12 protein-coding genes and 1 pseudogene are annotated in these 25,251 nt (G+C 59.1%); 9 read left to right on the forward strand and 4 right to left on the reverse strand.

Annotation, left to right across the window (positions count from 1 at the left end; all coding sequences use genetic code 11):
* Positions 1 to 762: 762 nt before the first annotated feature.
* Positions 763 to 987: a hypothetical protein gene (locus tag LB543_RS21435; protein WP_140765873.1), complete on the reverse strand. Its 225-nt coding sequence runs from the start codon at positions 985 to 987 to the stop codon at positions 763 to 765.
* A gap of 486 nt (positions 988 to 1,473) precedes the next feature.
* Between LB543_RS21435 and LB543_RS21440 the strand changes: the two genes are divergently transcribed.
* Complete coding sequence (locus LB543_RS21440; protein ID WP_224592906.1) at positions 1,474 to 2,994, forward strand: hypothetical protein; 1,521 nt, start codon at positions 1,474 to 1,476, stop codon at positions 2,992 to 2,994.
* Positions 2,995 to 3,406: 412 nt separating this feature from the next.
* On the opposite strand, the gene LB543_RS21445 is transcribed toward LB543_RS21440, so the two are convergent.
* Entirely contained in the window at positions 3,407 to 3,640 is a 234-nt protein-coding gene (locus tag LB543_RS21445) for a DUF6894 family protein (RefSeq protein ID WP_140765871.1), read from the reverse strand.
* 404 nt (positions 3,641 to 4,044) lie between these two features.
* On the opposite strand from LB543_RS21445, the gene LB543_RS21450 reads away from it, so the two are divergent.
* From LB543_RS21450 to LB543_RS21485, 8 genes and pseudogenes are all read left to right on the forward strand, one after another.
* Positions 4,045 to 5,553 carry a phosphomannomutase/phosphoglucomutase gene (locus LB543_RS21450; protein WP_224615458.1) on the forward strand — a complete coding sequence of 503 codons (1,509 nt, stop codon included), beginning with the start codon at positions 4,045 to 4,047 and terminating at the stop codon, positions 5,551 to 5,553.
* An 897-nt stretch (positions 5,554 to 6,450) separates the two neighbouring features.
* Positions 6,451 to 6,771 carry a DUF982 domain-containing protein gene (locus LB543_RS21455; RefSeq protein WP_140813608.1) on the forward strand — a complete coding sequence of 107 codons (321 nt, stop codon included), beginning with the start codon at positions 6,451 to 6,453 and terminating at the stop codon, positions 6,769 to 6,771.
* A gap of 165 nt (positions 6,772 to 6,936) precedes the next feature.
* Positions 6,937 to 7,170, forward strand: coding sequence for a hypothetical protein (locus LB543_RS21460; RefSeq protein ID WP_224615459.1), 234 nt, complete (start codon positions 6,937 to 6,939; stop codon positions 7,168 to 7,170).
* A 775-nt stretch (positions 7,171 to 7,945) separates the two neighbouring features.
* Complete coding sequence (locus LB543_RS21465; RefSeq protein WP_224615460.1) at positions 7,946 to 8,572, forward strand: toxin-activating lysine-acyltransferase; 627 nt, start codon at positions 7,946 to 7,948, stop codon at positions 8,570 to 8,572.
* Between the two features lie 1,778 nt (positions 8,573 to 10,350).
* A pseudogene (locus tag LB543_RS34170) lies at positions 10,351 to 11,343 on the forward strand (hypothetical protein); the annotation flags it as partial.
* Positions 11,344 to 11,541: 198 nt separating this feature from the next.
* On the forward strand, positions 11,542 to 19,902 hold the full coding sequence (locus LB543_RS21475; protein ID WP_224615486.1) for a calcium-binding protein: 8,361 nt from the start codon (positions 11,542 to 11,544) through the stop codon (positions 19,900 to 19,902).
* Positions 19,903 to 19,934: 32 nt separating this feature from the next.
* On the forward strand, positions 19,935 to 21,677 hold the full coding sequence (locus tag LB543_RS21480) for a type I secretion system permease/ATPase (protein WP_224615487.1): 1,743 nt from the start codon (positions 19,935 to 19,937) through the stop codon (positions 21,675 to 21,677).
* The gene (locus LB543_RS21485) at positions 21,677 to 22,981 is read left to right on the forward strand and encodes an HlyD family type I secretion periplasmic adaptor subunit (protein ID WP_224615461.1); all 1,305 of its coding nucleotides are present in this window, start codon (positions 21,677 to 21,679) and stop codon (positions 22,979 to 22,981) included. Before LB543_RS21480 ends, LB543_RS21485 begins: the two co-directional genes overlap by 1 nt.
* Before the next feature lie 815 nt (positions 22,982 to 23,796).
* On the opposite strand, the gene LB543_RS21490 is transcribed toward LB543_RS21485, so the two are convergent.
* Together LB543_RS21490 and LB543_RS21495 are read right to left on the reverse strand one after the other, a co-directional pair.
* Entirely contained in the window at positions 23,797 to 24,291 is a 495-nt protein-coding gene (locus tag LB543_RS21490) for a hypothetical protein (RefSeq protein ID WP_224615462.1), read from the reverse strand.
* Positions 24,292 to 24,453: 162 nt separating this feature from the next.
* Positions 24,454 to 25,236, reverse strand: coding sequence for a hypothetical protein (locus LB543_RS21495; RefSeq protein ID WP_224615463.1), 783 nt, complete (start codon positions 25,234 to 25,236; stop codon positions 24,454 to 24,456).
* Between the last annotated feature and the right edge of the window lie 15 nt (positions 25,237 to 25,251).

Genomic DNA, 25,251 nt, shown 5'->3' on the forward strand with positions numbered 1-25,251 from the left:
CGGGATTTCTGCCTGATCTGCCGAAGTGTTATGCAGTCCTAATATGGAACCCATACTTTTGCCCACCCTTTTCCACGCAATCCGCCTTGCGGCCAAATAGCTCCTCAACCTTCAGTTCCTTCAGAAATTGAAAATTTAGTGCCCACCGTTTTGGGAGGTTCAGCTGGAATTGCCCAGCCTTGCACCCACTGCTGTTCCCTATTCCCAACCCCAACTAGAACAACCTGAGCTTATGGGCTATTTATCAGCCGGCGCTAACATAGATTAACATTTCGTTAAATTTTCGAATCTGCGAAAAACACTGATGGCGAACCCCGCCGCGGGCGCTAGGGTTTGGGTAAACATGTGCGCTGGCCAGTCGATCGTCCCTGTGGAGCGTCTGAATACCGCACGACGTATGCAACGCTCTGAACGTGAACTCATCCGGCGATGGCTGCCTCGGCGGTCCTCATCCAATAGGCGTAGCCGAGGGCCGCTTCCCTCTCCCGGCAAGTCAAAAGCCGCGTATCTCCAAAACCTCGGTTGACTGCACAGGCGCCGGCACTGTCATCTAAGCGCCTGCTTCGCGCAACGATCAACGAAAGGAAAGGACCGGGTAGGGAAGCTCCCTGGCGCTCCTTGGACGATGCGGCAAATGCCAGCTCGATTAATTGGGAATGGCAAGGCAAATCCGCCAGCATCCCGTGCGGACATGTGGCTCCGAAGCAGCACACGGCCCCGCCGCACTTACCCATACAGAGTTCCGCGATGTTAAGCTCGGGCTCAGGCAATCCCCTGGGGATCGCTCTCGGTCAGCCAATATGAGTCCAGAACGGGTCCGCCATTCTGGATCTCGGCTTCGAAGGCGTCGATCAGCCTTTTGGCGGCCTTGCTGGCGATATGGCTCTCAGGGTAGTTGGCCTTCACGGCCCGTGCACACTCGTAAACTTCCTTGAGTTGCCTAACCTGCTTGAGCCCTAACGCGCGATATACTCCCTGGCTGGTCATATCGCCTCTCCTCCTGTAGTGGAACTCTCCGCTCCCCGGCCTTCTATGCGTCTGCATTGACACAGGTTTTCTGGCTGAAAGCAAAAACTGCGTGCGACTGTAGTAAGATCGTCGGCTTCCCGGGTCGAGGCGTTCTTTAGGGGGCCTGCCGGAACCAAGGCTTAGCCATTCGCGGGAGGGTACGACCCGTTTCCCGCTCCTTCGCCGATCTGTTTTGTTCTCCCATCGTGATCAGGTGCATGTTTAGTGCGACTTTGAAGGGGCCATTCGACCATTCAGCCCTCAGCGCTTTTTGGGCGCACCATCACCTTGATTATCAAGACCTCGCAAGGGACGTGGGGACGAGCATTCGCGCGACCTACCTTCGCCGGTGGAAGGCTACCCCCTTTGACTCTCTTGCCCGGGGCATTCAGCTGTCGAAAGATCAGCGATCGGACAGCTCGTTGTATCCGCGTCACCGGGCCAACTAAGCGGGAACTCGTCGGCATGCAGGTGTCTCTGCCGGGACTGCTAATATGCGCGGCTATTTTGGTCACGTCCTACTATTCAAGGGGAATGCTGATCATCGGCTTGATCGCTTCCCAGGCTTTCGGCGCGACGGCCGTCATGACACTGACCTTTCTGGGCGGGTCATCTCCGTTGATCTATACCATGTTCGCGGCCTTGCTCGTCACGGCCGTCGCCGCAAGACGCCGTATATGGCTTGATCTTGGAATCGTGTTCGGAAGCATCCGGCCGGTCTGGATCCTGACAAGCCTAATGCTGTACGCAATCATCGGATCATGGTTGTTTCCGAGGTTCTTTGCCGGACAGACCGCCGTATTCGTGCAGTCCAAGACCCGCGGCATAGTCATAGAAGATTCTTTGGCGCCGGTTTCCGGCAACATTTCTCAGACCGCGTATTTCATTCTTGGTGGACTCACCGCTATAGCGCTTTGCGCGCTGCTGCTGCACTCAGACCGGATCGAGCAGGTCCGGCGCGGCTTCTTCTTGTGGTGCGGCCTCCACGCGGGGATGGGAGTCTTCGATTTCATCAGCAAGAACGTGGGCGCGGGAGACCTGCTGGCCCCGATTAGAACCGCCAACTACGCGATCATATCGAACGCGACGGAGGCAGGATTCGTGCGGATCACCGGACCTTTTTCGGAGGCCTCGTCATTCGCCAGCGTTTCCCTCGCCTGTCTGGCATTCTGCTACAGCTACTGGAGAAAGACGAAATCACCGCTGGCCAAATGGCTATCTGCCATCTTGCTCTTCCTGACCATTCTGTCGACTTCGTCGACCGCTTACGTAGGGCTGACACTGCTATGCATCCCGGTTGCTTTGTCGATGCTGGCCTCGGTCCTGAGGGGAAAAGTCGAGAGCGAAGAGATACTGATAATGGCTCTCATGGTGGTGGGCGGGGCCGCCATATTGGGCATAAGTCTTTACAAGGCCGAGGCGTTTGACCCGTTCGTCAGGCTGATCAACAGCACCATCATCAACAAAGCGGATTCCGGGTCGGGCCATGAACGCACGTATTGGAATGTGAAGAGCCTGCAGTCGTTTCTCGATACCAGCGGACTGGGCGTGGGGTTCGGCAGCTCAAGAGCATCGAGTTGGCCGATTGCTGTCCTGTCCCAGTTGGGCTTGTTCGGGTCGCTTATGATGGGTGTCCTCCTGTGTGTCCTGGCTAGGGGGGCGGTTCGGGAATGGGTGGATCCAGAAACAGATGCCGTCGTGGCGAGCGTCAGGAATGCGGCCCTTGCAAGCATAATTGCCATGTCGGTGTCGGGCGGCAGCGCTGATCCAGGCATCCTCTTTTTCATCGCACTTGCAGTCGTTTGCGCCACGAGAGCCAGCGCTCGGCGCACCATGGCCGCATTGGAACGATCTGCCCCGGCGTCCGGCCATGGCGGGGCCAACGTCGTGTACTCCGGTTCCGCCGCATTGGCTTCGCGACGGCAAAGGTTGCTAGCGATGAGTCAGGGCCCGGTCATGTTCAAAATGGACGGCGATGTCGAGTGACCGGCGATCCCCGGGCGCGAACGCCCTTGGCTGGGGCGCCGGTCGGCCCGGCAACGAGCAGGAGGGCTGCCGCCAGACCTTTCGGAGCGTGCAAGCTGTGCCGAAGAATTGAAGCAAGGTCGTGCCCGCAAACAACACGCACCATCCTGCTTACCGTTAGGGCCTTCTGTTGCCAAAAAGGATGCTTGGCCGCAGGGCGGCAAAGCTGCCAGGGAAGCGACCAATACGGGCATGTCCGTGAGTGGAAGGCCGAGCTATTAGGGCGGGAAACGGGCAGCGTCAGCGTCAACCGCGACATCGAAGTGATGAGCGCCCGACGCCACAAGCTTGTCTAAGCTCACCTGCGCATCGCACGGCTATATCGTTCCAGGGCAACCCGTTCGTGCGAAGTTGACCCGGGTTTTGGGAATTTTCAGAAGACTTTTATATTGCAATCAATATTTGCTTCCATGACGGGGCGACGGCTTTCGTCGGACACAATTACCGAAAGTTTGCTTTGCAACTCGCCCTGAACTTCGTCCTGCGCCATAGCGACTAGCATTCTGACTGCGTCTACCCGGGCCTCAAGCGCACCAACGTAGTGGGTGCCCTCCGTGTCGGGAAAATGGGATTTGCCGTCCCGGACATCGAAAAAAAACAGTGGCATTTTGCCTCCGCGCTTAACAACAAACCGATCGTCAGAGCAGAGGGTTTTGCATCTTGCTCAAGGCTGCTTAGGGCATTCTCCCGCAACATTCTAGCAACCGCAGATGGTCAACCGGAGACGGTTGTGGAGAACTCAAATCGCATCGATCACAAAATATTAAAGCATGATTGGCCGGCAGAAAACACCACGTAGCGCGACAGCTGTCGCGATTCCAAAAGCAGTGTCGGCCTGCCGCTGAGGGCGCCAAACTGTACAGCAGGCCATCGAAAACCCCCGACACCCTTGCTCGACGGCTGTCGCGACAGGCTCAACCAAACTGATAGATAGGCCCGAGGAATGGTTCCGGTAAGCTACCGCCTCGACAACCGCATTATGTCGTTTGCATCCGTTCGGAGTTTCCTGTCGTGCCTCTGAATTTCATTGCCGAAGCCCGGCCCAACACGTTCGCGTTTGAATCCTCTGCGCTGATCAAGGCATGCGGCTTTCGAGAATATGATGCGCGCTGGTGGTTTGGACAGGTCGCGCCGGAACTCAATCTGATCGGCGTCCAGGCGCTTGGCATGGGGCTCGGCACGATGATCCGCCGTCTCGGCGTTGGACCCGACATCGTCACCGGACATGATTTCCGTTCCTATTCGCTTGGCATCAAGCTGGCATTGGTTTCCGGACTCATGGCGGCCGGCGCACGGGTGAAGGATATCGGCCTGGCGCTGTCGCCGATGGCCTATTTCGCGCAGTTCGCACTGGAGACGCAGTCGGTGGCGATGGTCACTGCCTCGCACAACGAAAATGGCTGGACCGGCGTCAAGATGGGTGCGGCGCGGCCGCTGACCTTCGGGCCCGAGGAGATGAGCGCGCTGAAGGCGATCGTGCTGGCCGGCGATTTCGACCTTACAGGCGGCGGCTCTTATGATTTCGTTTCCAACTTTCGAGAGACATATCTCGACGATCTGACCCGAGACAAGCGCATCACGCGCAAGCTCAAAGTGGTTGCCGCTTGCGGCAATGGCACTGCCGGCGCCTTTGCACCTGACGCGCTGGAACGGATCGGCTGCGAGGTGATCCCGCTCGATGTCGAACTCGACCACACCTTCCCGCGCTACAATCCCAATCCGGAAGACATGCAGATGCTGCATGCCATCAGGGACAAGGTGCTGGAGACGGGGGCCGATGTCGGGTTGGGCTTCGATGGCGACGGCGACCGCTGCGGCGTCGTCGACAATGAAGGCAGCGAGATCTTCGCCGACAAGGTCGGCGTCATGCTCGCGCGGGATATTTCCAGCCAATATCCGGGTTCGACCTTCGTGGTCGACGTCAAGTCGACCGGACTGTTCAACACCGACGCGGTGCTGCGCGCCAATGGCGCGGCTACCGACTACTGGAAGACCGGCCATTCCTACATCAAGCGCCGCGTTGCCGAACTCGGCGCGGTCGCCGGCTTCGAAAAGTCAGGTCATTTCTTCTTCAACCCTCCGATCGGGCGCGGTTATGACGACGGGTTGGTCACGGCAATCGCCATCTGCCAGATGCTGGACCGCAACCCGGCCAGTTCGATGGCCGATCTCTATCGTACGCTGCCGCTGACCTTCGGCACGCCCACCATGTCTCCGCACTGCGCGGACGAGGTGAAGTACGGCGTCGTCGAACGGGTGGTTTCCGATTTTCAGGCGATGAAGCGGGACGGTGGCAGTTTCGCCGGCCAGAAGATCGCGGACCTCGTCACCGTCAACGGCGTGCGCGTCGTTGCCGAGGACGGCACCTGGGGTCTGGTGCGCGCCTCGTCGAACAAGCCGGAACTGGTCGTGGTCGTCGAAAGCCCGGTCTCGTCCGAGCGTCGCCGGCAGATGTTCGATGCCGTCGACGCCGTGCTGCGCCGCAGTCCGGAAGTCGGCACCTATAACCAGACTTTTTGAGAGGCTCAAGCCGCGAGAATGGCGGCTTGGTGCAACTGATTCATTGCAAAGTGGGACGACGGGCTCTTGCATCCTCACGCTCCAAGGCAGGCTCTGCCCGGGTTCGCAGCGTCAAAGGTGTGCCGTTATGGGTCACCCGCATATGGTCCCTTAATTGCATCTCCCATCCGGCGTCAGAGGTGAACCTTTGGCGAGCGCTGGGATAACCATCATGATAGGAAACACACTGCGGCTCGGCTGCAACAGGTGCAAACTTGCTCTTGTCGGCGATGAGACACGACCATCGAATCTTTTGAGATGCCCTGGTTGTGGGGCTGCAGACACGTGCGAGAATGTGATGCTGGAGATCGACGAAAGGCGAGCCGAAGCACTTTCGCGCGCTCTTTGCCGTCCTGAACTGCGGGATGGAAGAACGGGTCGGACAAAAGTCTACCGTTTTGCGCTTTTGCTTGGGCGGCTCGTGCGTGCCGAAGTCAAAGATCGGCAGTAGCATCGCGCTGGCGATCGACCCTTGCGTAGCCGACGCCAAGATCAGGCCCTTCTGGTGACCTGGTCGGGGGCCGTAACGGGAACCTGTACTCCTCGACTGTCTACAAGGTCCTTCCCCAGCCGAACGATTTCCGGACAGTATGCAACCTGCAAGGTACCTATTTGAAAAGCCGCTCTGGCGTGCTGTGCCGAGCAATGAATGTACCGGCCCCAACCGCGATCTATTGCAGCTGCCTGCAAGTACGCGCGGCTCCTGAATTCGCCGGAAGATCTTAGTCCGTAAGACCTACTTGAATACTTGCCAGAGCATGATGCATCCTTGAGGCCACAGATGGTCCTTGGCCGCCCCGCCTCAGGTGCTCAGCTGGTGGCAGTCGGACTACCGGTCGCGGTTAACGGAGCTCAGCAATGACGCCCAAGCGATTCACTCGCCCTATTCAAGTGATTGTGGAACTTGGCTTTGCGCATGAGGTGTCATCTGTCATGGACGCCTATCAGCTTCTTGACGAATGGGTCGGGGTCCGCAGCCCAACGCATGCGGCCACACTTGCGCTTTTTCGGTCTGCGCTTGCAGACGACAAGGACGCTGAAACGGCTCGCCTTGCCTTTGAGGCATTTGCTCGATCGCGGGGAATTCTGGGCCAGGACGCAATCGAGTCCTTTGGTGGTGCTGCAGAAGATTGGATGACAGCCTATGACAGGCGGTCCGATGTCGTGGTTGACGGCTAAAGCAATTCCAGGAAAAGTGCGAAGCGGTTTTCCGTCCGGAATTGCGTGAAAACAAAGAGTTAAAGCGGTTGGGCGAGTCCACTGAGCCGCTCTAGGCTATGACCAGAGCGCCTCCACAGCGACGGCAATCTCATCTGCGTCTGGCCCCAAGCGCACGCGAAAGACATGTGTCAATCGGTCGATCCGCTGTTCAAAAGCGTGCCGGAGGCCTGCGAGAAAGATAAACGGTTCTACGCCTATCTCGCCCTCATCGACGCGATCCGCATCGGTAATCAGCGTGAATGGGAGACAGCCCACAAGCTGACCGAGCGGCTTTGCCGCAGGCAGCAGCGCCTGGAGACGAGGCTTGTCGAGAGCGTCGGCTTTCCTTGTGCGACCGTCCCGCCTGCCAGAGGGTGAGGACGTGACGATCCACTCGATCGAAGCGCTCAATGAAGCGCTTGGCAAGGGGCCGGATATGGCGGCTCTACGCAAGAAGGCCGAAGCTGATTTCGCATTAGGCACGCTGGGATGCGGCCGCCGAGGAGGCCGGTTATCCGCTCGCTAGTTGCGAGGATCGAGATCATACCGGCGGAGGGCAGGGGCAGATTGAGCTCAAGGTCCACGGTGCGCTGGCGGAGCTCCTCAACCTGGCAAACCACAGGAGAGGCGCCTAACGCTGTATTGATGGTAGCGGGAGACCGCTACATCGCCAGACCCACTATTGAGGAGGCGTTTTTTTCCTATCGCCGACATGCCGCGTGATTGTAGGCCGCAGCGTCCAATTCGCCTGAGGTTCCTGAAAGTTTTCGAACGTTTTGGGTCGTGTCCCAGCCCGAACTACGTGCGCTTGCTTAGGTAAAATTGACGACCCATCGCCGCTTGGAATTGTCGGCATCGGCCAAGAAGGCCCACGTGCAAATGCCTGAGGTGGAATTAACGGTCATATGAGGTCTGTTCGGTTGGCTGGTGGGACGTTATCCGCACAATAGAATTCCGCACATGGTTTCCGTACGTGAAACTATCCTGGGATCGCTATCCGGGCACCACTTACGGCGATGTATGGAAATCGGTCATTTTCCGGACATCCAGTTATAAACGCAACACATTCCTATCAGAGACATTCGGCTGTTGACCCGAACGAGCGTTGCAGCAACCATAAGAGCTTCGGAAGTACAGGAATGGCGAGGATTTGATGGCGAACGAAAAGAGCGGTAATGGCGATGGTTCAAAACCATCGTTGAAGCAGAACGGCGGTGCGCGCGAGTCTGGTAAGGACAATGACACGGCGAGCGGACTGAAGCCGGCTCAGCCTCAATTGTCTGAGGACGCGCAGGCGAAGCTGCGCGAGATGCGCAGCAAGCTCGCCACTGCGTTCTCCCAAGTTACCATGGCGTTGATGGCGACGCCGCGTTATCGCAACTTGTCGATCTCCGATCTGGAGTGGCTGGTGCTCGAACCGCTGCTGCGCGACCGCATCGCGATCGCCTCCGGCAAGCTGCCGACAAATGCCGAGGAAGGGCCGATGGTGGGCATGGCGATCTGGGCAAAGGTCTCGGAGGCTGTCAGCGCCAGGATCGAGGAGCAGGCCCGCTCCGGCAATTTCCCGGTCCGGCTCAAGGGCAATGACTGGGACAGCGGCGACATCGTCTGGCTGCTCGACGTCGTTGCCGCAAACCGTGCGCTTGCCACCAGCGTGCTGATCAATTTCGGCCAGCTCTCCAAGGGCTCGCCGGTTCGCGTCCATCCGATGATCCGGCGACTGGTCGACAAGGACATACTGGACAAGCTCAGTGAAAAGCGTGCCCCCGTGCCGTCGTGAATTTTGGAGAAGCAGAGTTGTGCGGCAGTTAGAGGTATATTTTTTTGCACGACCTCCAATCTGGCGGGGAATATTGCTCCCAACGAACGGCGGCGGGCTCCATTCATACATGCCCAGTAGATAGAAGTTTAAATTAGATGTAGCTGATAGAAAATGACAAGAATTTCTTAAGTTGTTTTCCCGTCAGGCCTTAACAGTCGATCACGGCCATGTTACCAGATTCGTTGCGGGGGTAACGCGGCGGTGATCGCCGCCCACCCAAAAATGCGGCGAGGGTTTAATGATGTCGGGCGTCACGCTTGGCATGGCTGGTAACGTGTGCGGGTGGAAGCCGGCATCGCGTAGGCGTGCTTCGGCTGACGGTTCTGCCCATTGGAGGGCAAGGCTACAGCTTCTGTTTCGTCTCCCATCTGTAGTCGGGCTACTGACCTTTTTTTTGCTGATGCCAGGGGCTTTCGCCGCTGAAACGGCTCAAGATATCTACAACCTTCCCTGCACGGAGCCCGACCTTAGTGCGGAACCAGGGCATGTAAGCAAGGAGGCCGTCCGCAGGCGCCTGATCGACCCCGCGCACCCAGTGGCCATCAATCTTGGGCCACTGAAGTTCAAGATGCCATGGGCTTATATCTATCCTCGCCCATTCTCCACTCATCTCAATTGCAATCCGAACCGCAAGTCGGTCGGGATTATTTTCTGGATACCAGACTTGAAGGCACCCGAGCGCGACCTTTGGGGGGTGCCGGAGTTCCATCCGAGTGAAACGGACAGGCCGAATCCCGGGCCGGAAGACTCGATAATTAGGGTCACCGGAATACAGTATTACGGGCAAGGATTCCCACTTGGGGAAAGTAACGCGGACGATCGCATCGACAGGCTGTTAAGATTATATCGCAACGACCAGCTAATTATCCTCGAACAGTACGGATTGTCGAAAATGCAGACAAAATACACTACAAATACAGATGCTGACTATTACTTTAGAAGTGATACGGATAGCCTGCTGTTGTCATGCATGCCAACATACTGCCAGGCGTACCTCGACCTAAAAGATATGAATCTCACAGCACAATTCGCAATACGTAGGGAGGTTCTCAGGGAGTATCAGCATGCATCTCGGGGCATCAGGACACTTCTCATGCGTTGGAAGCTTGAGAAAAATTAAATTTATATTCGTATGAGGATTTGTTATGGTTGCGCTGTCGGATGATCAGGTAGAGACGTTAAAGGCTATCACCAACTATGGAACCGACAATTTTTGGGCAGGTTATATTTTCATTCGATCGGCAATAGAATCGGATGCCGCCTCTTCATCAGCGGTGTACTGGCTGACGAAAGCCAGTGAGATAAATATTAATGATTCGACAAGCGAAGCCGCCAATTTCGTGCGCGGTGTTACCAGAAATGGCTTCTTGTTCGATGGCATAACTAACTTCGATATTCAGCAAAATTCGACGTTCATAGGTAAATCAGTACTCAGAGACGTGATCTCCAATCGCGTGATGCCGCCGATTGAGGAAATCGTAAAAAAAGATGTCGGTCAGGCCGTATTGAATGGTGGGCAAACATATGGCGGCTGGGGCGGTGCGTTCTACTATTGGAATTTTCAGTTATCCGAGACGCCGGGCGATACCGTAGGTCAAAGAATCACGAACAACCTCCTCGACTACGACAAATTTATAGCGGCGAACGCGAAGTCAACTTACGATGTCATGGCAAAGTTTGGTTTAACGGCCGAACAGGCTATGTCCGCAGTCAGTGCGCAAGTTCCATCGTCAGTCATGGCAGATATTATCACGCGTATTTACGAATATGCCATCACGCATGAAGTCCCCAGCCTAGCCGGTGATCCGTATAATATTGATGGGTTCACTCCAATCATTGGGGAGAACGACGACGTTGTCGGGTGGCGACACAATACGGAGACCGAAATTGGCGTTGAGGTCACTGATGAGACGCTGATAGCGCAGCTTAACACTCGTTACGCGGTTCGCATTAGGCTTGCCGATGATCCCGCTTTCAATTCGCCAAACCCCGATCATGGATTGGCTGCGCGGGGCGGGCTGGACGCCTTAGCTGACGATACGCGTGAATTGAACGCTATCTTGCACCAAGCGCCCCAGTCATACGTTTCTACTGGCGAGGCCCAGATTCTGCTTGCGCAGTTGGCCACCTGGTACGCCGACCGCTTTGCTAAAACGGAGGGTGCGGGCACGGTCGGAGGTGGCACATCCACAGGTATTCTTAAATCAGGTCTGATCGACTCCGGTGTTCTATCCGTCGAGTTTTCGGACGAGATCAATGCCGTCATTGATTATGTCGCGCCCAGCTCAGTGGGCCTGAGCTCCTTGGAGAAAGAGCAACCAAGGCAATTCGCCCTAGATGCGGTATATCGGGGGCTGGCGTCTTCAGGAAAGCCAGACGCCGATGCCGCCTCTCTCCTTGAGAGCGCAATCAGGACGATCTGGGAGACTGGTGATGATACCGCCCGAGAGACTGCTATCAAGAAAATCCAATACTACGGGTTTGATGCTCAAGGGGGAACGGGTGTCACAATTCATGCGCAGACCCACAATGGCGTTGATATCAATTCAGCTCTCGTGGGTGGGGCCGGCGGCGATCATCTGGTCGGTCTCGCAGGTGACGACATCCTGGTCGGTGGGGCGGGCGCTGACTTTTTAGAAGGAGGCCGTGGATCGGACATCCTTTTCGGAGGTGATGGAAACGACACGTTTGGGGGCGGGGCAGGGCAAGATTTTCTGGCCGGCGGCAAAGGAGATGACACATTCATCGCATTGCCGGGGATGGCCAATGCGGGCTTGCCTAGTGGCGGTGACGATGACGACACCTGTGTCGGCGGCGCCGAGCGCGCCATCTCTTGGAGGCAATGGGTTCTTGGAGACCACGGCTCGGATGAGACTGACACGATAAAGTACTATTCAGGTGGCCAATCCCCTGATCTGATCGAACCAGTGACGCACGAACCTGCGGTGCAAAGCCGAAGCGGCGTCATCGTTGAGCGACTGGAAACTGTTTCCGAGGAAGGTCATAAAAGCATAGAAGTCGTCGTCCGCGACATGCAAACGGGCCACACTTCGGGAACCGATACACTGGTCTCGATCGAGCGTGTGAAGCTGTCGGACAATGGCGACATCCTGAAGGTCACCGACCAGTCTCTCGATGCCGAAATCATCATCGACATGGGCACGTCACGCCGCGTCCAGTCGGAACTGAAGCCCGGCGACACGCTCGATCACGATGCCTTCATTCACAATGTCGACACGGTCGACTATTCCGGCGTCGGCCATGGTCTGGTCTATTTCAACGGCCTAACGACAGAACGCGAACAGGGCCTGCTCACTGCCGGCATTTCGCAAACCGGCGGGTTAGCGACTGAGCTGGGGCTCATAAGTGGCCTCGGCAACGTCGATAATCTGCGCGTCGAAGGGGCCGACAGGATTGTCCTGACGAACAAGGACGATGTGTTCATCGGCGCGCAATATGGTTCGATCGTCGAACTCGGCGGCGGCCAGGACAAAGTCTGGCTACAGCCCGGCATCCTCGTGCAGGGTTTCGATGCCGACGATAGGCTGACGCTGTTCGGCACGCTCAATCTATATGGCGGCTGGAAGAATTCGGCCTCGGAATCACCCTACGCCATCGGCGCCTACGGTGTGCAGTATGGCATCAACCAGGACGGCGACCTGCTCGTCATCAATCCCTGGATGATCCCGGCTGACGGCCGCGATCCCCACATGTTCATCGAAGGCTGGCAGCAGCAGGTGCAAGGCGGGGAATTCGGTGTCGGCACCGGGCCCGGCAACATCCTTCTCGCGGAAATCACCATCACGTCGCATCGGCTGATGGACGAGCGGCCAAAGATGGCGAACGAGATCGATCTCTGGAGTCTGGTCGACCTTCAGTTGCGTATGCTCACCGGTTCTTGCGGTCCCGAAACCGCCGATCCGTTGGTGCTCGACCTCGACGGGGACGGACTTGAACTGACGATGCGCACCGGCACCTCTGCGCGGTTCGACGTCGATTTCGACCTTTATTCCGAGCGCACCGCTTGGGCGAAGCCCGATGACGGCATGCTGGCGCGCGACATCAACGGCAATGGCGTCATCGACGGCGGCGGCGAGCTGTTCGGCTATGGCGATACCTATGGCTACAGCATCCTGGCCGGGCTCGACGGCAATCATGACGGCGTCGTCGACGCCGCCGACAACGGTCTCGCCGACTTCAATGGCGACGGCGTCGTCAACGCCTCCGACACGTTCGGCAGCCTGCTCGTCTGGCAGGATTTCAACGGCAATCTGATTTCCGAAGCGGCCGAACTGAAGACGGTCGGCCAGCATGGCATCGTCTCGTTCACTCTGCCGACAGCCGGCAACGGCGCCGTCGAGATCGGCCCGAACGGCGAAGCCGTGATCCTCGATACCGTCAACGGCAACCATGTCATCGGAACCTCGGGCTTCACCCGGGCGGACGGCTCGACCGGAACGGTCGGCGAGGTGCTGTTCAACATCGACGACATGAACACCCGCTATGACGGTCCGCCGATCACGGTCACCACCGAGGCGGCCGCGCTGCCGAACCTCAAGGGCTTCGGCACGCTGACCGATCTGCGCTCGGCGATCAGCTATATGCAAAATCCCGCCGATCCTGTGCAGCAGCAGGCGGCTCATGACCGGGCGGCGGCGATCGAGGATCTGCTGGCGGCATTCGACACCAACGACCTCGGTGCGCTCGTGGCGGCGGTGCGCCCCATCGCCCAGATCTGGGGCAATGCGGCGCCCGTGCGCGACGACACCGGCGCCATCGTCACCGGGCTCGAGGACCTGCCCGACCTTCGGGTGGTGCGTGTCGGCGGCCAGATCGTGGATTATGTCTGGGGCGGCACGCAATCGACCGTGCTGGACACGGACGGCAGCACGATCACGCTGACCACAGTCGAATTCGCCAGCGGCGCCAGGATCGTGCACAGCCACGATTCCGATCTGTCGACGGGGTCGGCCATCGGCGACTGGCATGATCTCTATGATGCCCTGTTCGGCACCGGCGACGCCTACGAACTTGACCCGACCTCCGTCTGGAACAATTTGAAAGGCACCGATGGCGGCCTCATAAGCTATCAGGCGGGATCGGTCGGCGGCACGCCCCGGCCGGTGATCGACGGCGCTACCGGTGACCTCGGCCTGACGCCGGGTACGGTTCTCGATTGGGTGCAGGGCGAAGACCTGGCCTTCTTCGAGCGCTACACGGGCACGGACCTGTCCGTCTTCTACCAGCGGCCGGCGCCGCAATCAGCGCCCGTCACGACGCTGATCGAGACGATCACCCGCATGGAGGAAGGCTACAAACAACTGGCTGTCCGGGTCGCTGTGCAGGGCGGTCCGCTGTCCAGCTATTTCAGCGATCTCGCCTACGACACCGATGCCAATGTGTTCGTCGCCACCAATCATCTGCGCCAGCTCGGCGGGTCGTTCGAAAAGATCATCGCCGAGGCAGGAACCCAGGCCGATCCGATCGACTGGCTGCATGACTGGAAGCCGCTGCTCGACTACGTCATCGGCAATTTCCAGCGCGGCGAGGCCTTTCTGCAGAACTCGAACCCGTTCCTGCTGCAGAACGTCGTCGACGGCTACGAGACGGCAGGCTCGACGCTCGACTTCGTCGATGTGGCGACCGCGATCGGCTTGCCTGGCGAAGCGATCATCGCCGGCAGCGGCAATGTCGTGGGCAGCAACGATATCGACCTGTTCTATCTCAATGGTGACGAGACCAACGTCTCCGGCAAGGCGGGAGCCGACGCGTACGTCTTCGGGCGCAATCTCGGCCATGTCATCATCGAGGATACGGTCGTGCTGGCCGATGGCACCGGCAACCAGATGCGCTTCTCGCACCATGTCGCGTCCGATTTCGACGTCACGCGCGACGGCTCGAACCTCGTGCTGACCTTGCTTTCGACGGGCGAGACGGTGACGATCAAGGACCAGTTCGCCGGCGAGTGGCCGAGCGACCTGATCGGCAATGCCTGGCCCGTATCAGGCATCGACCAGATCGTCTTCGCCGACGGCACGACCTGGAACGACGCCGACCTGACCCGCGAGGCGGCGACGGTCGATGCCGGCGCCACCACCGTCATCGGCTCGAACGACACCGACTACATCTGGGGCGGCAAGGGCGACGACCGGCTCGAAGGCGGCGGCGACTTCGACATCTATCGTTTCGACCTTGGCGACGGCCATGACGTCATCCACGACTTCGAGAGCAATCCCTTCCGCTCGATGGCGGATTCGATCTATTTCGGCGCCGGTATCACCGCCGCCAACGTCTCGTTCACCCGGGAAGGCAATTCCAGCGACTACACCATTCACTACGGCAATCTCGGCGACCAGATTGTCGTCGAGGGCGCCAACGACAAGATTTATCCGGCGTTCTATCCAGAGTTCTTCACCAGCAGCATCGAGTACATCGTCTTCACCGACGGCTCCTCGATCACCGAACGCCAGATCATGGACCGCCTCATCGACTATCAGTCGACCGATGGCGATGACAATATCTATGGCTTCAACGCCGATGACCGCATCGACCTCGGCCGTGGAAACGACTTTGCCCAGGGCGGCAACGGCAACGATACGTACCTGTTCGGCGAGGGCTATGGTCACGATCGTATCGACGATGGTGCCGGCAACATATTCGGCGGCCTGGACGGCGACGCGTTGACCTTCACCACGCGGTTCAATCTCGAAGAGCTGCAGCTTCTGAGGGACGGGAATTCGTGGGATCTGACATTGCGGCTGCCCGACGGCAGCGATGTGACGATCGCCAACCAGTTCTATGCGATCTACCCGTTCATACCTGATGTCGTCTATTTCAACCGCATCGACAATTTCAACTATGTCGACCGTGCGGGCCAGGCGCATACGCTCTCATGGCTCGACCTGCAACTCGTGATGCTCGACAGGGCAAGCACCGACGGCAACGACACCATTTATGCCTTCAGCACCGCTGACCTCATCGAAGGTGGGCTCGGTGACGATCTCATGAGTGGCGGCAATGGCAACGATGTCTATCGCTATACGCTTGGCGATGGTCATGACAGCATATGGGACAACGGCCAGGCCCCCCTTGGCGGCACCTTCGATGTCATCGAGCTGACTGGCATCGATCCCGACGATGTCCATTTCAGCCGCGATCCAGCTGCGGCCAACGACCTGATCATCAACATGCCTGACGGTGGCACCATCCGCCTGGTCAACCAGTTCTGGCACACCAACATCAACTGGCGGCCGGATGGAATTGAGGAAATACATTTCGCCGACGGCACGGTCTGGACCGAGACCGATTTCGTCGCGCGCTATCTTGCCGATCAGGCGACGCCAGGCGACGACGAAATCTACGGATCTCCCTGGAACGATACGCTCGCCGGTGGGCCCGGCAACGACGTTCTGGCTGGCGGCGACGGCGATGATACCTATCTCTTCGGCTACGGTGATGGACATGATTCTATTCACGAGAGTCTGGAAGTCGTTTTGTCGGGTGACAACGACACGGTCCGCTTCGGCGCCGGCATAGGGGTAGACGACGTCACCTTCTCGCTTGGTGCCGATCGCAATGATCTTATAGCAACGCTGAATTCGACCGGCGAAACGCTCACCATCTCGGGCGAGTACGCCCTGTGGAACTGGTTCACCTGGTACGATATCGAGCAGTTCGTTTTCGAAGACAGTACGGTCCTGACCAAGTTCGATGTCGCTCAGCAGCTGATCGCCGCGCAGGCGACGTCCGGCAACGACACGATCCGAGGCTTCTGGACCGACGACACCATCTACGGTGGCGCCGGCAACGACCTGCTGGACGGCGCCGGCGGGGCTGATACCTACGTGTTCGGCTACGGCGACGGCAACGATACGATTTCGGAAAGCTCGGATTCCATCTGGGTAAGCACCGACCAGGACAGGATCAGGTTCGGCGCCGGGATCGATACGGCCGATGTTGCCATAGCCGTGACCGGGGCGACGATGAACGGGGCTACATTTACCCTGATCCAGACCGGCGAGGTGTTAGCTCTGCCCTTGCTGGACCAGATCGAGTTCTTCGAATTCGGCGACCAGACGCTGACACGCGCCGAACTGCGTCAGCTTATCGTGGACCGCCAGACGACGACCGGCAACGACACCATCGTCGGCACCAATGGCGACGAAACACTCACAGGCGGCCATGGCAACGACACACTCACGGGCTGGGCCGGTAACGACACCTATGCCTACAGCCGTGGCGACGGCAATGACGTGTTCGATGATACCACCGCGGGCGCCTATGCCAGCGGTACGGACCGGGCCGTGCTGCATGCAATAACCACCGCTTCCGTCACGGTGTTCCGCTCCGGCAACGACATCATTCTCAGGATTGCCGAGACGGCTTCCGGGGCAGGGGACGGCGGCGAGATCCTGCTGGTCGGATCGGGGACCGACAATGGGCAGAATGGCATAGAAACAGTCGAGTTCGACGACGGAACGATCTGGAACAGGACTACCTTGCGCGAATTGTCCCTTGCTTCGGGCTCGCTGGATGGCGACGACGTGCTCAACGGAACGAACGCGTCCGAAACCTTCCAGGGTGGCCTTGGCAACGACACGCTGAACGGCGGTCTGGGCGATGACACCTACATCTATAGCCGTGGCGACGGCAACGACATCGTCAACGAGGGCAATGCCTATTACACGTTCGGCGGCAACGACACGCTGATCCTGCACAACATCGCGCCGGCATCCGTTTCCTTCGATCTCACGACCGATCGCGACCTCATCCTGATCATCGCCGAAAGCGCCCCTGGAACCGGCGACGGTGGCCGCATCACGCTTGTCGGGACAGGCGATTCAAACTGGGATCGCGGCATCGAAGCCGTGCGCTTCGACGACGGCACGGTGTGGTCCAAGACGGACCTGAAAACGCGCTATCTCGATGGAGTTAACACGTCGGGTGATGACACGGTCACTGGCTTCAACTCGAGCGATACGTTCCATGCCGGGCCTGGAAACGATACGCTGATCGGCGGGCTCGGCGACGACACCTACATCTACACCAGGGGCGACGGCAACGACGTCGTCCATGAAGGCAACGCCTATTACACCTTTGGCGGCAACGACTCGCTTATCCTGCACAATGTAACGCCGCCATCAGTGAGCTTCGATCTTCTCGACGGCGATCTGGTTGTCGTCATTGCCGAAAGCGCTCCTGGCACCGGCGATGGCGGCCGGATCACGCTTGTAGGGACCGGCGATTCGAACTGGGATCGCGGCATTGAAACCGTGCGTTTCGACGACGGCACGGTGTGGTCCAAGACTGATCTCAAGACGCGCTATCTCGATGGAGCCAACACATCGGGCGATGACACGATCACCGGCTTCAACTCGAGCGATACGTTCCATGCCGGGCCGGGCAACGACACGCTGATCGGCGGGCTGGGCGACGACACCTACATCTACACCAGAGGCAACGGCAACGACGTCGTCAACGAAGGAAATGGCTATTACACTTTCGGCGGCAACGACACGCTGATCCTGCAAAGCATCGCCCCGGCATCCATCACCTTCGATCTTTCCGACGGGGATATCGTCCTGGTCATCGGCGACAGCGCGGCCGGCGCCGGCGATGGCGGCCGGATCACGCTTGTCGGAACCGGCGATTCAAACTGGGATCGAGGCATCGAAAGCGTGCGCTTCGACGACGGCACGGTGTGGTCCAAGACGGATCTCAAAATGCGCTATCTCGAAGGAGCCAATACATCGGGCGACGACACGATCACCGGCTTCAACTCGAGCGATACGGTCCAGGCTGGACCAGGCAACGATACGCTGATCGGTGGCCTGGGTGACGACACCTACATCTACGTCAGGGGCAACGGCAACGACATCATCAACGAAGCCAATGCCTATTACACCTTCGGCGGCAACGACACGCTGATCCTGAACGGCATCGATCCATCATCGGTGACATTCGATCTCGCGGCCGGCAACGACGTTGTCCTGGTCATCGGCGAAAGCGCAGCGGGTGCCGGCGACGGTGGCCGGATAACACTTGCCGGGACCGGCGACCCGAACTGGGATCGTGGTGTCGAGACAGTGCGCTTCGCCAACGGCACGATCTGGGCGAAGGCCGATTTTACTGCCCGGGCTCATACGCCGGTCATTGCCCATGCGCTGCCGGATTATCAAACCTCGGAAGGCGCGTCGTTCAGCGCCGTCCTGCCGGCAAACACCTTCTCCGATCCAGACGGGCAATCGCTCACGCTGTCGGCCAAACTGGCCGACGGATCGGCTCTTCCGTCCTGGCTGACCTTCGATGCGGTTACGCGTACGCTGTCGGGCGAGCCGCCGTCGGGGTCCGAAGGCGCGATCGACGTCACCGTCACGGCGTCCGACGGCGCGCTGCAGGTGTTCGACACGCTGTCGCTGACGATTGGCCCGGCCCAGCCGGCGGAATGGATCGGCACCGATGATGCGCTTTCCACGACCGCGGGCACCGCGCTGGTGCTCAACCTCATGGCCAACGATCTGATCCCGGCCGGCGCGAATGCCGAGCACTTCATCTGGGTGCAGCCGGAGCACGGATCGGTCTACTGGAGCAGCGCCGACAATTCCTATGTCTATGAACCGGACGCCGGATTTGTCGGTACCGATACGCTGACCTACGGTCTGCACGATGCCGACCATCTCGACCAGACCATGACGCCCAACGGCGTGCATGTCTCGATCGAGGTCACGCAAGGCGGGACCGACCCCGATGCGTGGGTCGGCAATGATGACGCGCTGTCGACGCGCGAAGACACGCCGATCGTCCTGAACCTGATGGCCAATGACGTGATCCCCTCGGGCGCCAATGCCGAGCACTACATCTGGGTGCAGCCGGAGCATGGAACCATCTCCTGGAGTAGTGCGGCGGATTCCTATGTCTACCAGCCGGACGAAGGGTTTACCGGCACTGACACGCTGACCTACGGCCTGCATGATGCCGACCATACCGACCAGACCATGACGCCCAATGGCGTGCATGCCACGATCGAAGTCACCGAAGGCGGCGACACTTTCGTCTTCGGTCCGAACTTCGGCAACCAGGTGATCAACGACTTTGTCACAGGCCCCGGTACCGAGGACGTTATCGAGTTCGAAAACGACGTCTTCGCCGACTTTGCCTCGGTGTTGTCTGCCGCCACCCAGGTCGGCGCCGACACGGTCATCACGCATGACGCCAGCAATGTGGTTACCCTGAAGAATGTCGCGCTGACGAGCCTGCACCAGGACGACTTCCAGTTCATCGCGGCTTGAGTGTTTGAACTGGAAGTCTGGTGACGGCAACGATGCAACTCAATCCATCCCCGCCGCCGCGAGCAACGCTCGCGGCGGTTCTTTCGTCGTTCAAGCGCGCTTTCTCTGGCGTGGCCTTGATGAGCGGCGTCGTCAACATCCTGGCGCTGACCGGCTCGTTCTTCATGCTGCAGGTCTATGACCGCGTCATCCCCGGCCGCAGCGTGCCGACGCTGGTCGGACTTGCGGTGTTTGCTGGCATGCTCTTCGTTTTCCAGGGCGTCCTCGAACTGATCCGCTCACGGCTTCTCGTGCGCATCGGCATGGGGCTGGATTCCCAGCTGAGCGGTCAGGTCTATACCGCACTGATGCGGTTGCCTTTGCGTACCAAGCTCGCTGGCGATGGTCTTCAGTCCCTGCGCGATCTCGATCAGGTGCGGTCGTTCCTGTCGAGCGCTGGCCCGACGGCGCTTTTCGATCTGCCGTGGATGCCGCTTTACCTCGGCATCTGCTTCCTCTTCCATTTCTGGATCGGCATGACGGCGCTGGGCGGCGCGATCATCCTGTTCAGCCTGACGCTGCTTGCCGAAGCGCGCACGCGCGAGCCGGCCAAAAAGGCGAACAGACAGGCGGCCGCGCGCAACACGCTTGCCGAGGCGACGCGCCGCAATGTCGAGGTGTTGCAAGCGATGGGCTTTGGTTCGCGCATCGCCGAACGCTGGGCTGGTATCAACGCCGACTATCTCGGCACCAATGCCAGGGCGAGCGACCTGGCCGGCACGCTCGGAACCATCTCCAAGATCCTACGCATGATGCTGCAGTCGGGCATGCTGGCGATCGGCGCCTGGCTCGTCATCCATCAGGAGGCGACGGGCGGCATCATGATCGCCAGCTCGATCATGATGGGTCGGGCGTTGGCACCGATCGAATTGGCCATTGCGCACTGGAAAGGATTCGTCAGCGCCCGCCAGGCCTGGGCACGGCTTACCCAGTTGCTGGCACTGCTTCCCGAGGCGGCGACGACCGTTTCCCTGCCGGCGCCGACCTCAGCCCTTCTGGTCGAGGGCATCAGCGTCAGCCCGCCGGGCGAGCGGCGCGTGGTGGTGCAGGATGCGGGCTTCGCCTTGGAAAAGGGCGCTGGCCTTGGCATCATCGGGCCAAGCGCTTCCGGCAAATCCTCGCTCGTGCGGGCGATTGCCGGCATCTGGCTGCCGGCGCGCGGCGCAGTGAGGCTCGATGGCGCCACGCTCGACCAGTGGTCGCCGGAGGAACTCGGCCGACATGTCGGCTACCTGCCACAGGATGTGCAGCTGTTCGACGGCACCATTGCCGAAAACATCGCGCGTTTCGAGCCCGAGGCGCCTTCGGACAAGATATTGTCGGCGGCCCGGGCGGCGGGCGTGCACGACCTGGTCGTTCATCTGCCGGAAGGCTACGAGACACGCATCGGCGAGGCTGGATCGGCCTTGTCGGCCGGCCAGCGGCAAAGAGTGGCGTTGGCGCGAGCGCTTTATGGCGACCCGTTCCTGGTCATTCTCGATGAGCCGAATTCAAACCTCGATGCTGAAGGCGAGGCTGCCTTGACCGAGGCGATCCAAGGGGTCCGGGCCCGTGGCGGCATCGCCGTCGTGGTGGCGCATCGTCCGAGCGCGCTGGCGAGCCTCGATCAGGTCCTGGTGATGGGCAATGGCCGGGTCCAGGCTTTCGGACCGAAGAACGAGGTCTTGAACAAGGTCACCCGGCCGGGAGGTGTTCCTTTGAAGGTGGTGTCCGCGCCTGAGGAGAACGTATCCTGATGGCCGCGGCTCCCATGATCGATCGGACCATCCGGCGCTATCTGTTAGGCGGCGTGGCGGCCTGCATCCTGCTCGTCGGCGGCGCCGGCAGCCTGGCGGCGGTCACCGAGCTTTCCGGCGCCGTGATCGCATCGGGAAAGCTGGTCGTCGATTCCAGCGTCAAGAAGGTTCAGCATCCCACCGGCGGCGTGGTCGGCGAGATCCTGGTGCGCGAAGGCGATGCCGTCAAATCCGGCCAGGTCCTAATCCGCCTCGACGAAACAGTAACCCGCGCCAACCTCGCTATCGTCACTAAGGGCCTCGACGAGTTCGAGGCTCGCCTGGCTCGTCTTGAAGCCGAGCGTGACGACCATGCCGACATTGCCTTTCCGACCTCGCTGACTTCGAGGCGAGATGACCCCAATGTTGGGCGTGCCATCGCCGGCGAACAGTCGCTGTTCGACTTTCGCCGGCAGGCCCGCGCCGGACAGAAAGCGCAGCTGGAAGAACGCATCGCGCAGCTTTCACAAGAAGCTTCCGGGCTTGCCGAACAACGGACCGCCAAGAGCCGGGAAATAGAGCTGATCCGTACCGAGCTCGACAGCATCCGAACTCTCTGGCTCAAGAAACTCGTCTCAATTGACCGCCTCACGGCACTGGAGCGAGACGCGGTTCGACTTGATGGCGAACATGGGCAACTGACCGCATCGATCGCCCAGTCCAAGGGCCGCATAGCCGAAACCCGCTTGCAGATCATCCAGGTCGACCAGGATCTGCGCAGCGAGGTTGCCACCGAGCTCCGTGACGTCCAGGGAAAGATATCCGAATTCGTCGAACGCAAGGTGTCGGCCGAAGACCAGCTCAAGCGTATCGACATCCGCAGCCCGCAGGATGGCGTCGTTCATCAGCTCGCCGTTCATACGATCGGCGGCGTCATTTCGCCGGGCGAGGTGATCATGCTGGTGGTCCCGGTGGCCGACGATCTGACCGTCGAGGCCCGCATTGCGCCACAGGACATCGACCAGCTTTCGCTAGGCCAGGACGTTGCCCTAAAACTCTCGGCGTTCAATCAGCGCGTGACACCGGAACTGAATGGCGTCGTCAACGAGATCTCCGCCGATCTCAGCGTCGATGAGCGAAGCGGCGCGGGCTTCTACACGGTTCGCGTCAGCCTACCGCGCTGGGAGCTGAAGAAACTGAATGGCCTCACCTTGGCGCCGGGCATGCCCGTCGAAGCGTTCTTCTCTACCGGCAGCCGAACGATGCTGTCCTACCTCGTAAAACCACTGGCCGATCAGATAGCGCGAGCGTTTCGAGAAGAGTGATATGGCGGCTTCGGCTCAGTCTAAGAACCGCACGTCGAACGGCTAATTTTTCAATCCCGAACCCAAAGCCGCTGTCTGAATTCGGCCCGGCCGCGGTTATTCAATAACTGGGGTTCCTGGGAGCTTTTCGAACTTTCTGTCTCGCGCCACCGGCCGAATTGCGCGTGCGTGTGAAAGAGATTGCGACGTTCGGATACGCTGTGGGGCAGACGTCGTTATCGGAAATGTTCGCTCGCCAGCGGGGATTTGAGTCGGAAGACCGCTACATCGCGAGATCCACTATCGAAGAAGCACTCTTCTGCTATCGGCAAAGCTCAGTGTAGAATGTAAACGTCGCCGAAGATCGATCGGAACTAGAGCTTAGCCCGAAAGCCGCCACTGGCGGCGCGCCCGAGGTTGACGCGCCAACCGGCAGCCGCGTTGAGCGCTGTTGCGAGCGAGTAACGGGCAACGTGCCTTTAAAGCTAAGTGCTTGTTTTTATTGTCGACCGGCACCCGGGTGCTCATGCGGTCACTTATATTCCACTACGAGCAGGGGAAAGCGTTTGGTTGGAGCGAACTTATTCAAACTTCAATCGGCAATTAGCTTTGTGACGCCTTGTCAGAGCATCGGCGAGATTTGGGGTTTATCGGACGGCCTGCGACGTTCGCAAGCTTCTCCCTTGGCACCGGCGGGCGCCAAATCGGGCGTGTTGTCAGTCGACACGTCAACCGTCCACCGTCATTTAGATCGTGCCTCAACAGACTCGGCAGGAGCAGTACTCAATGAACCAAGGCCGGCAATGAGCAGGCAGGCGCCCATGTCCCCGCGTCGCTCAAGTCAGCAGCTCGGCAAGGAGTTTGGCCTGATAGGCGCGTTCTGACAGTTTATACTTGGTGCGAAGCTTGGCCGCTATGGCCCATGCGGCGCGGCCACGCTCTTTGGCGTAGGTCTCAGCATCGAAGGGATTATTCTCCAAGTGCTTAGCGTGGTCGGCCATCATCTGCACAATTGTTACCGAATTCGAGAACGACAGGGCTTCGTTCGCCAACTCAGGGTCGACATTCACCCAGTCGCTGCTCTCGGGCATTGACTCCAAATCCGGTACTCCGCTGGCAAGCGGAGAACCATGCTGCTTCATATGCTCCGGCCCGGAATAGACCAGTTGCCAGCATCGGATCGCGTAATCCTCAAGCGCGATAGCCGCTCGCATCGCAATGTACGTTGCTTGAGCGGCTCGCTGTCGGCCTTCGGCAAGCCACGTCCAGAATGTTGACCACACGACGGAAACAATGCCTGTCGTCGCGATCAGAATTAGTGTGTCCCACATTCACTTTTGTCCCCGAGGTATTGGCCCAATTCGGACTACCTATCGTTCAATGATGCCCGCTTCTAACGTCGGCCAGTTCTCCGGTTAGCCTCACACGAGCGCCGCCGCCATTCTCGGGAATGAACTCGACGCAGGGCCAACACCAGGGCGTAGGCCCGCTGCTCAACGTGGCGGGCCGCTTGGGAACTCCACCTCTCCAATTGAAGGTTTAGGCGGAGTTCCTTCTATCTCTCTCAATAACAGTTCGGCTTTCGGAGTGATAATTGCCTCTATATGACTAGACGGAGGTCCCCCGAGACTTGACCCAGGAAAGATTGTCTCACGTCGGGCGATCAGCCCGAGAGAGAGTAGGTCGTCACGGAGGATACCATTCGTCTTCAACAAATCATTATCTATGAATTCTTGTTCGCTGCCTTCAAAAATGACGGTGCCCGTCGGGTCGGTCATTCCCATCTTATCGACCTTGGACTCGACACCTATCATGGTAACGTACTGCCAATCGTATTGGCCTTGGCGGGCTATTTCCTGCAACATTGTTATGTGACCATCGGTCAACCTATCGATCATGCTCAGCACGAGTGCAGACATATTATACTTTTCGGGCGAGTGAAAAATTCCACTCGCGGTCGCATTTCGAAGGGCCTGAAGCTTCTTCTCCCCGAACGATCGCGAGGCAATGCTCATTGAGTCGGCAAGGATCGCTGCCGAGTGTTCTTGCCGCATCGCCGCTTCGGCCGACTGTTTGTCATGAAGTTCATCTACGCGCATCGCCAAAGCCACCAGGAAATGATCTCTGGCGATACGGCCGGGGTCGGGCCACACCTGATCCGTCAGCCAGGTGACAGTTGGACCAACGATGGGGATGTAATTTGTGAACATCAAGGCCATCTCCCGGACCGGCTCTGACGGATGGGAAAGCTGTTTGTGGTAATCCGTCTCTTTCACTGGTTCCTCCCACTC

Origin of the sequence: Mesorhizobium sp. ESP7-2, assembly GCF_020164715.1 — a bacterium.
Taxonomy (GTDB): Bacteria; Pseudomonadota; Alphaproteobacteria; order Rhizobiales; family Rhizobiaceae; genus Mesorhizobium.

Excerpts from the sequence above, each read along its gene's own strand:
- LB543_RS21435 (WP_140765873.1), bottom strand. The coding sequence starts at position 987 with ATGACCAGCCAGGGAGTATATCGCGCGTTAGGGCTCAAGCAGGTTAGG.
- LB543_RS21440 (WP_224592906.1), top strand. The coding sequence starts at position 1,474 with ATGCAGGTGTCTCTGCCGGGACTGCTAATATGCGCGGCTATTTTGGTC.
- LB543_RS21445 (WP_140765871.1), bottom strand. The coding sequence starts at position 3,640 with ATGCCACTGTTTTTTTTCGATGTCCGGGACGGCAAATCCCATTTTCCC.
- LB543_RS21455 (WP_140813608.1), top strand. The coding sequence starts at position 6,451 with ATGACGCCCAAGCGATTCACTCGCCCTATTCAAGTGATTGTGGAACTT.
- LB543_RS21460 (WP_224615459.1), top strand. The coding sequence starts at position 6,937 with ATGTGTCAATCGGTCGATCCGCTGTTCAAAAGCGTGCCGGAGGCCTGC.
- LB543_RS21465 (WP_224615460.1), top strand. The coding sequence starts at position 7,946 with ATGGCGAACGAAAAGAGCGGTAATGGCGATGGTTCAAAACCATCGTTG.
- LB543_RS21480 (WP_224615487.1), top strand. The coding sequence starts at position 19,935 with ATGCAACTCAATCCATCCCCGCCGCCGCGAGCAACGCTCGCGGCGGTT.
- LB543_RS21485 (WP_224615461.1), top strand. The coding sequence starts at position 21,677 with ATGGCCGCGGCTCCCATGATCGATCGGACCATCCGGCGCTATCTGTTA.
- LB543_RS21490 (WP_224615462.1), bottom strand. The coding sequence starts at position 24,291 with ATGTGGGACACACTAATTCTGATCGCGACGACAGGCATTGTTTCCGTC.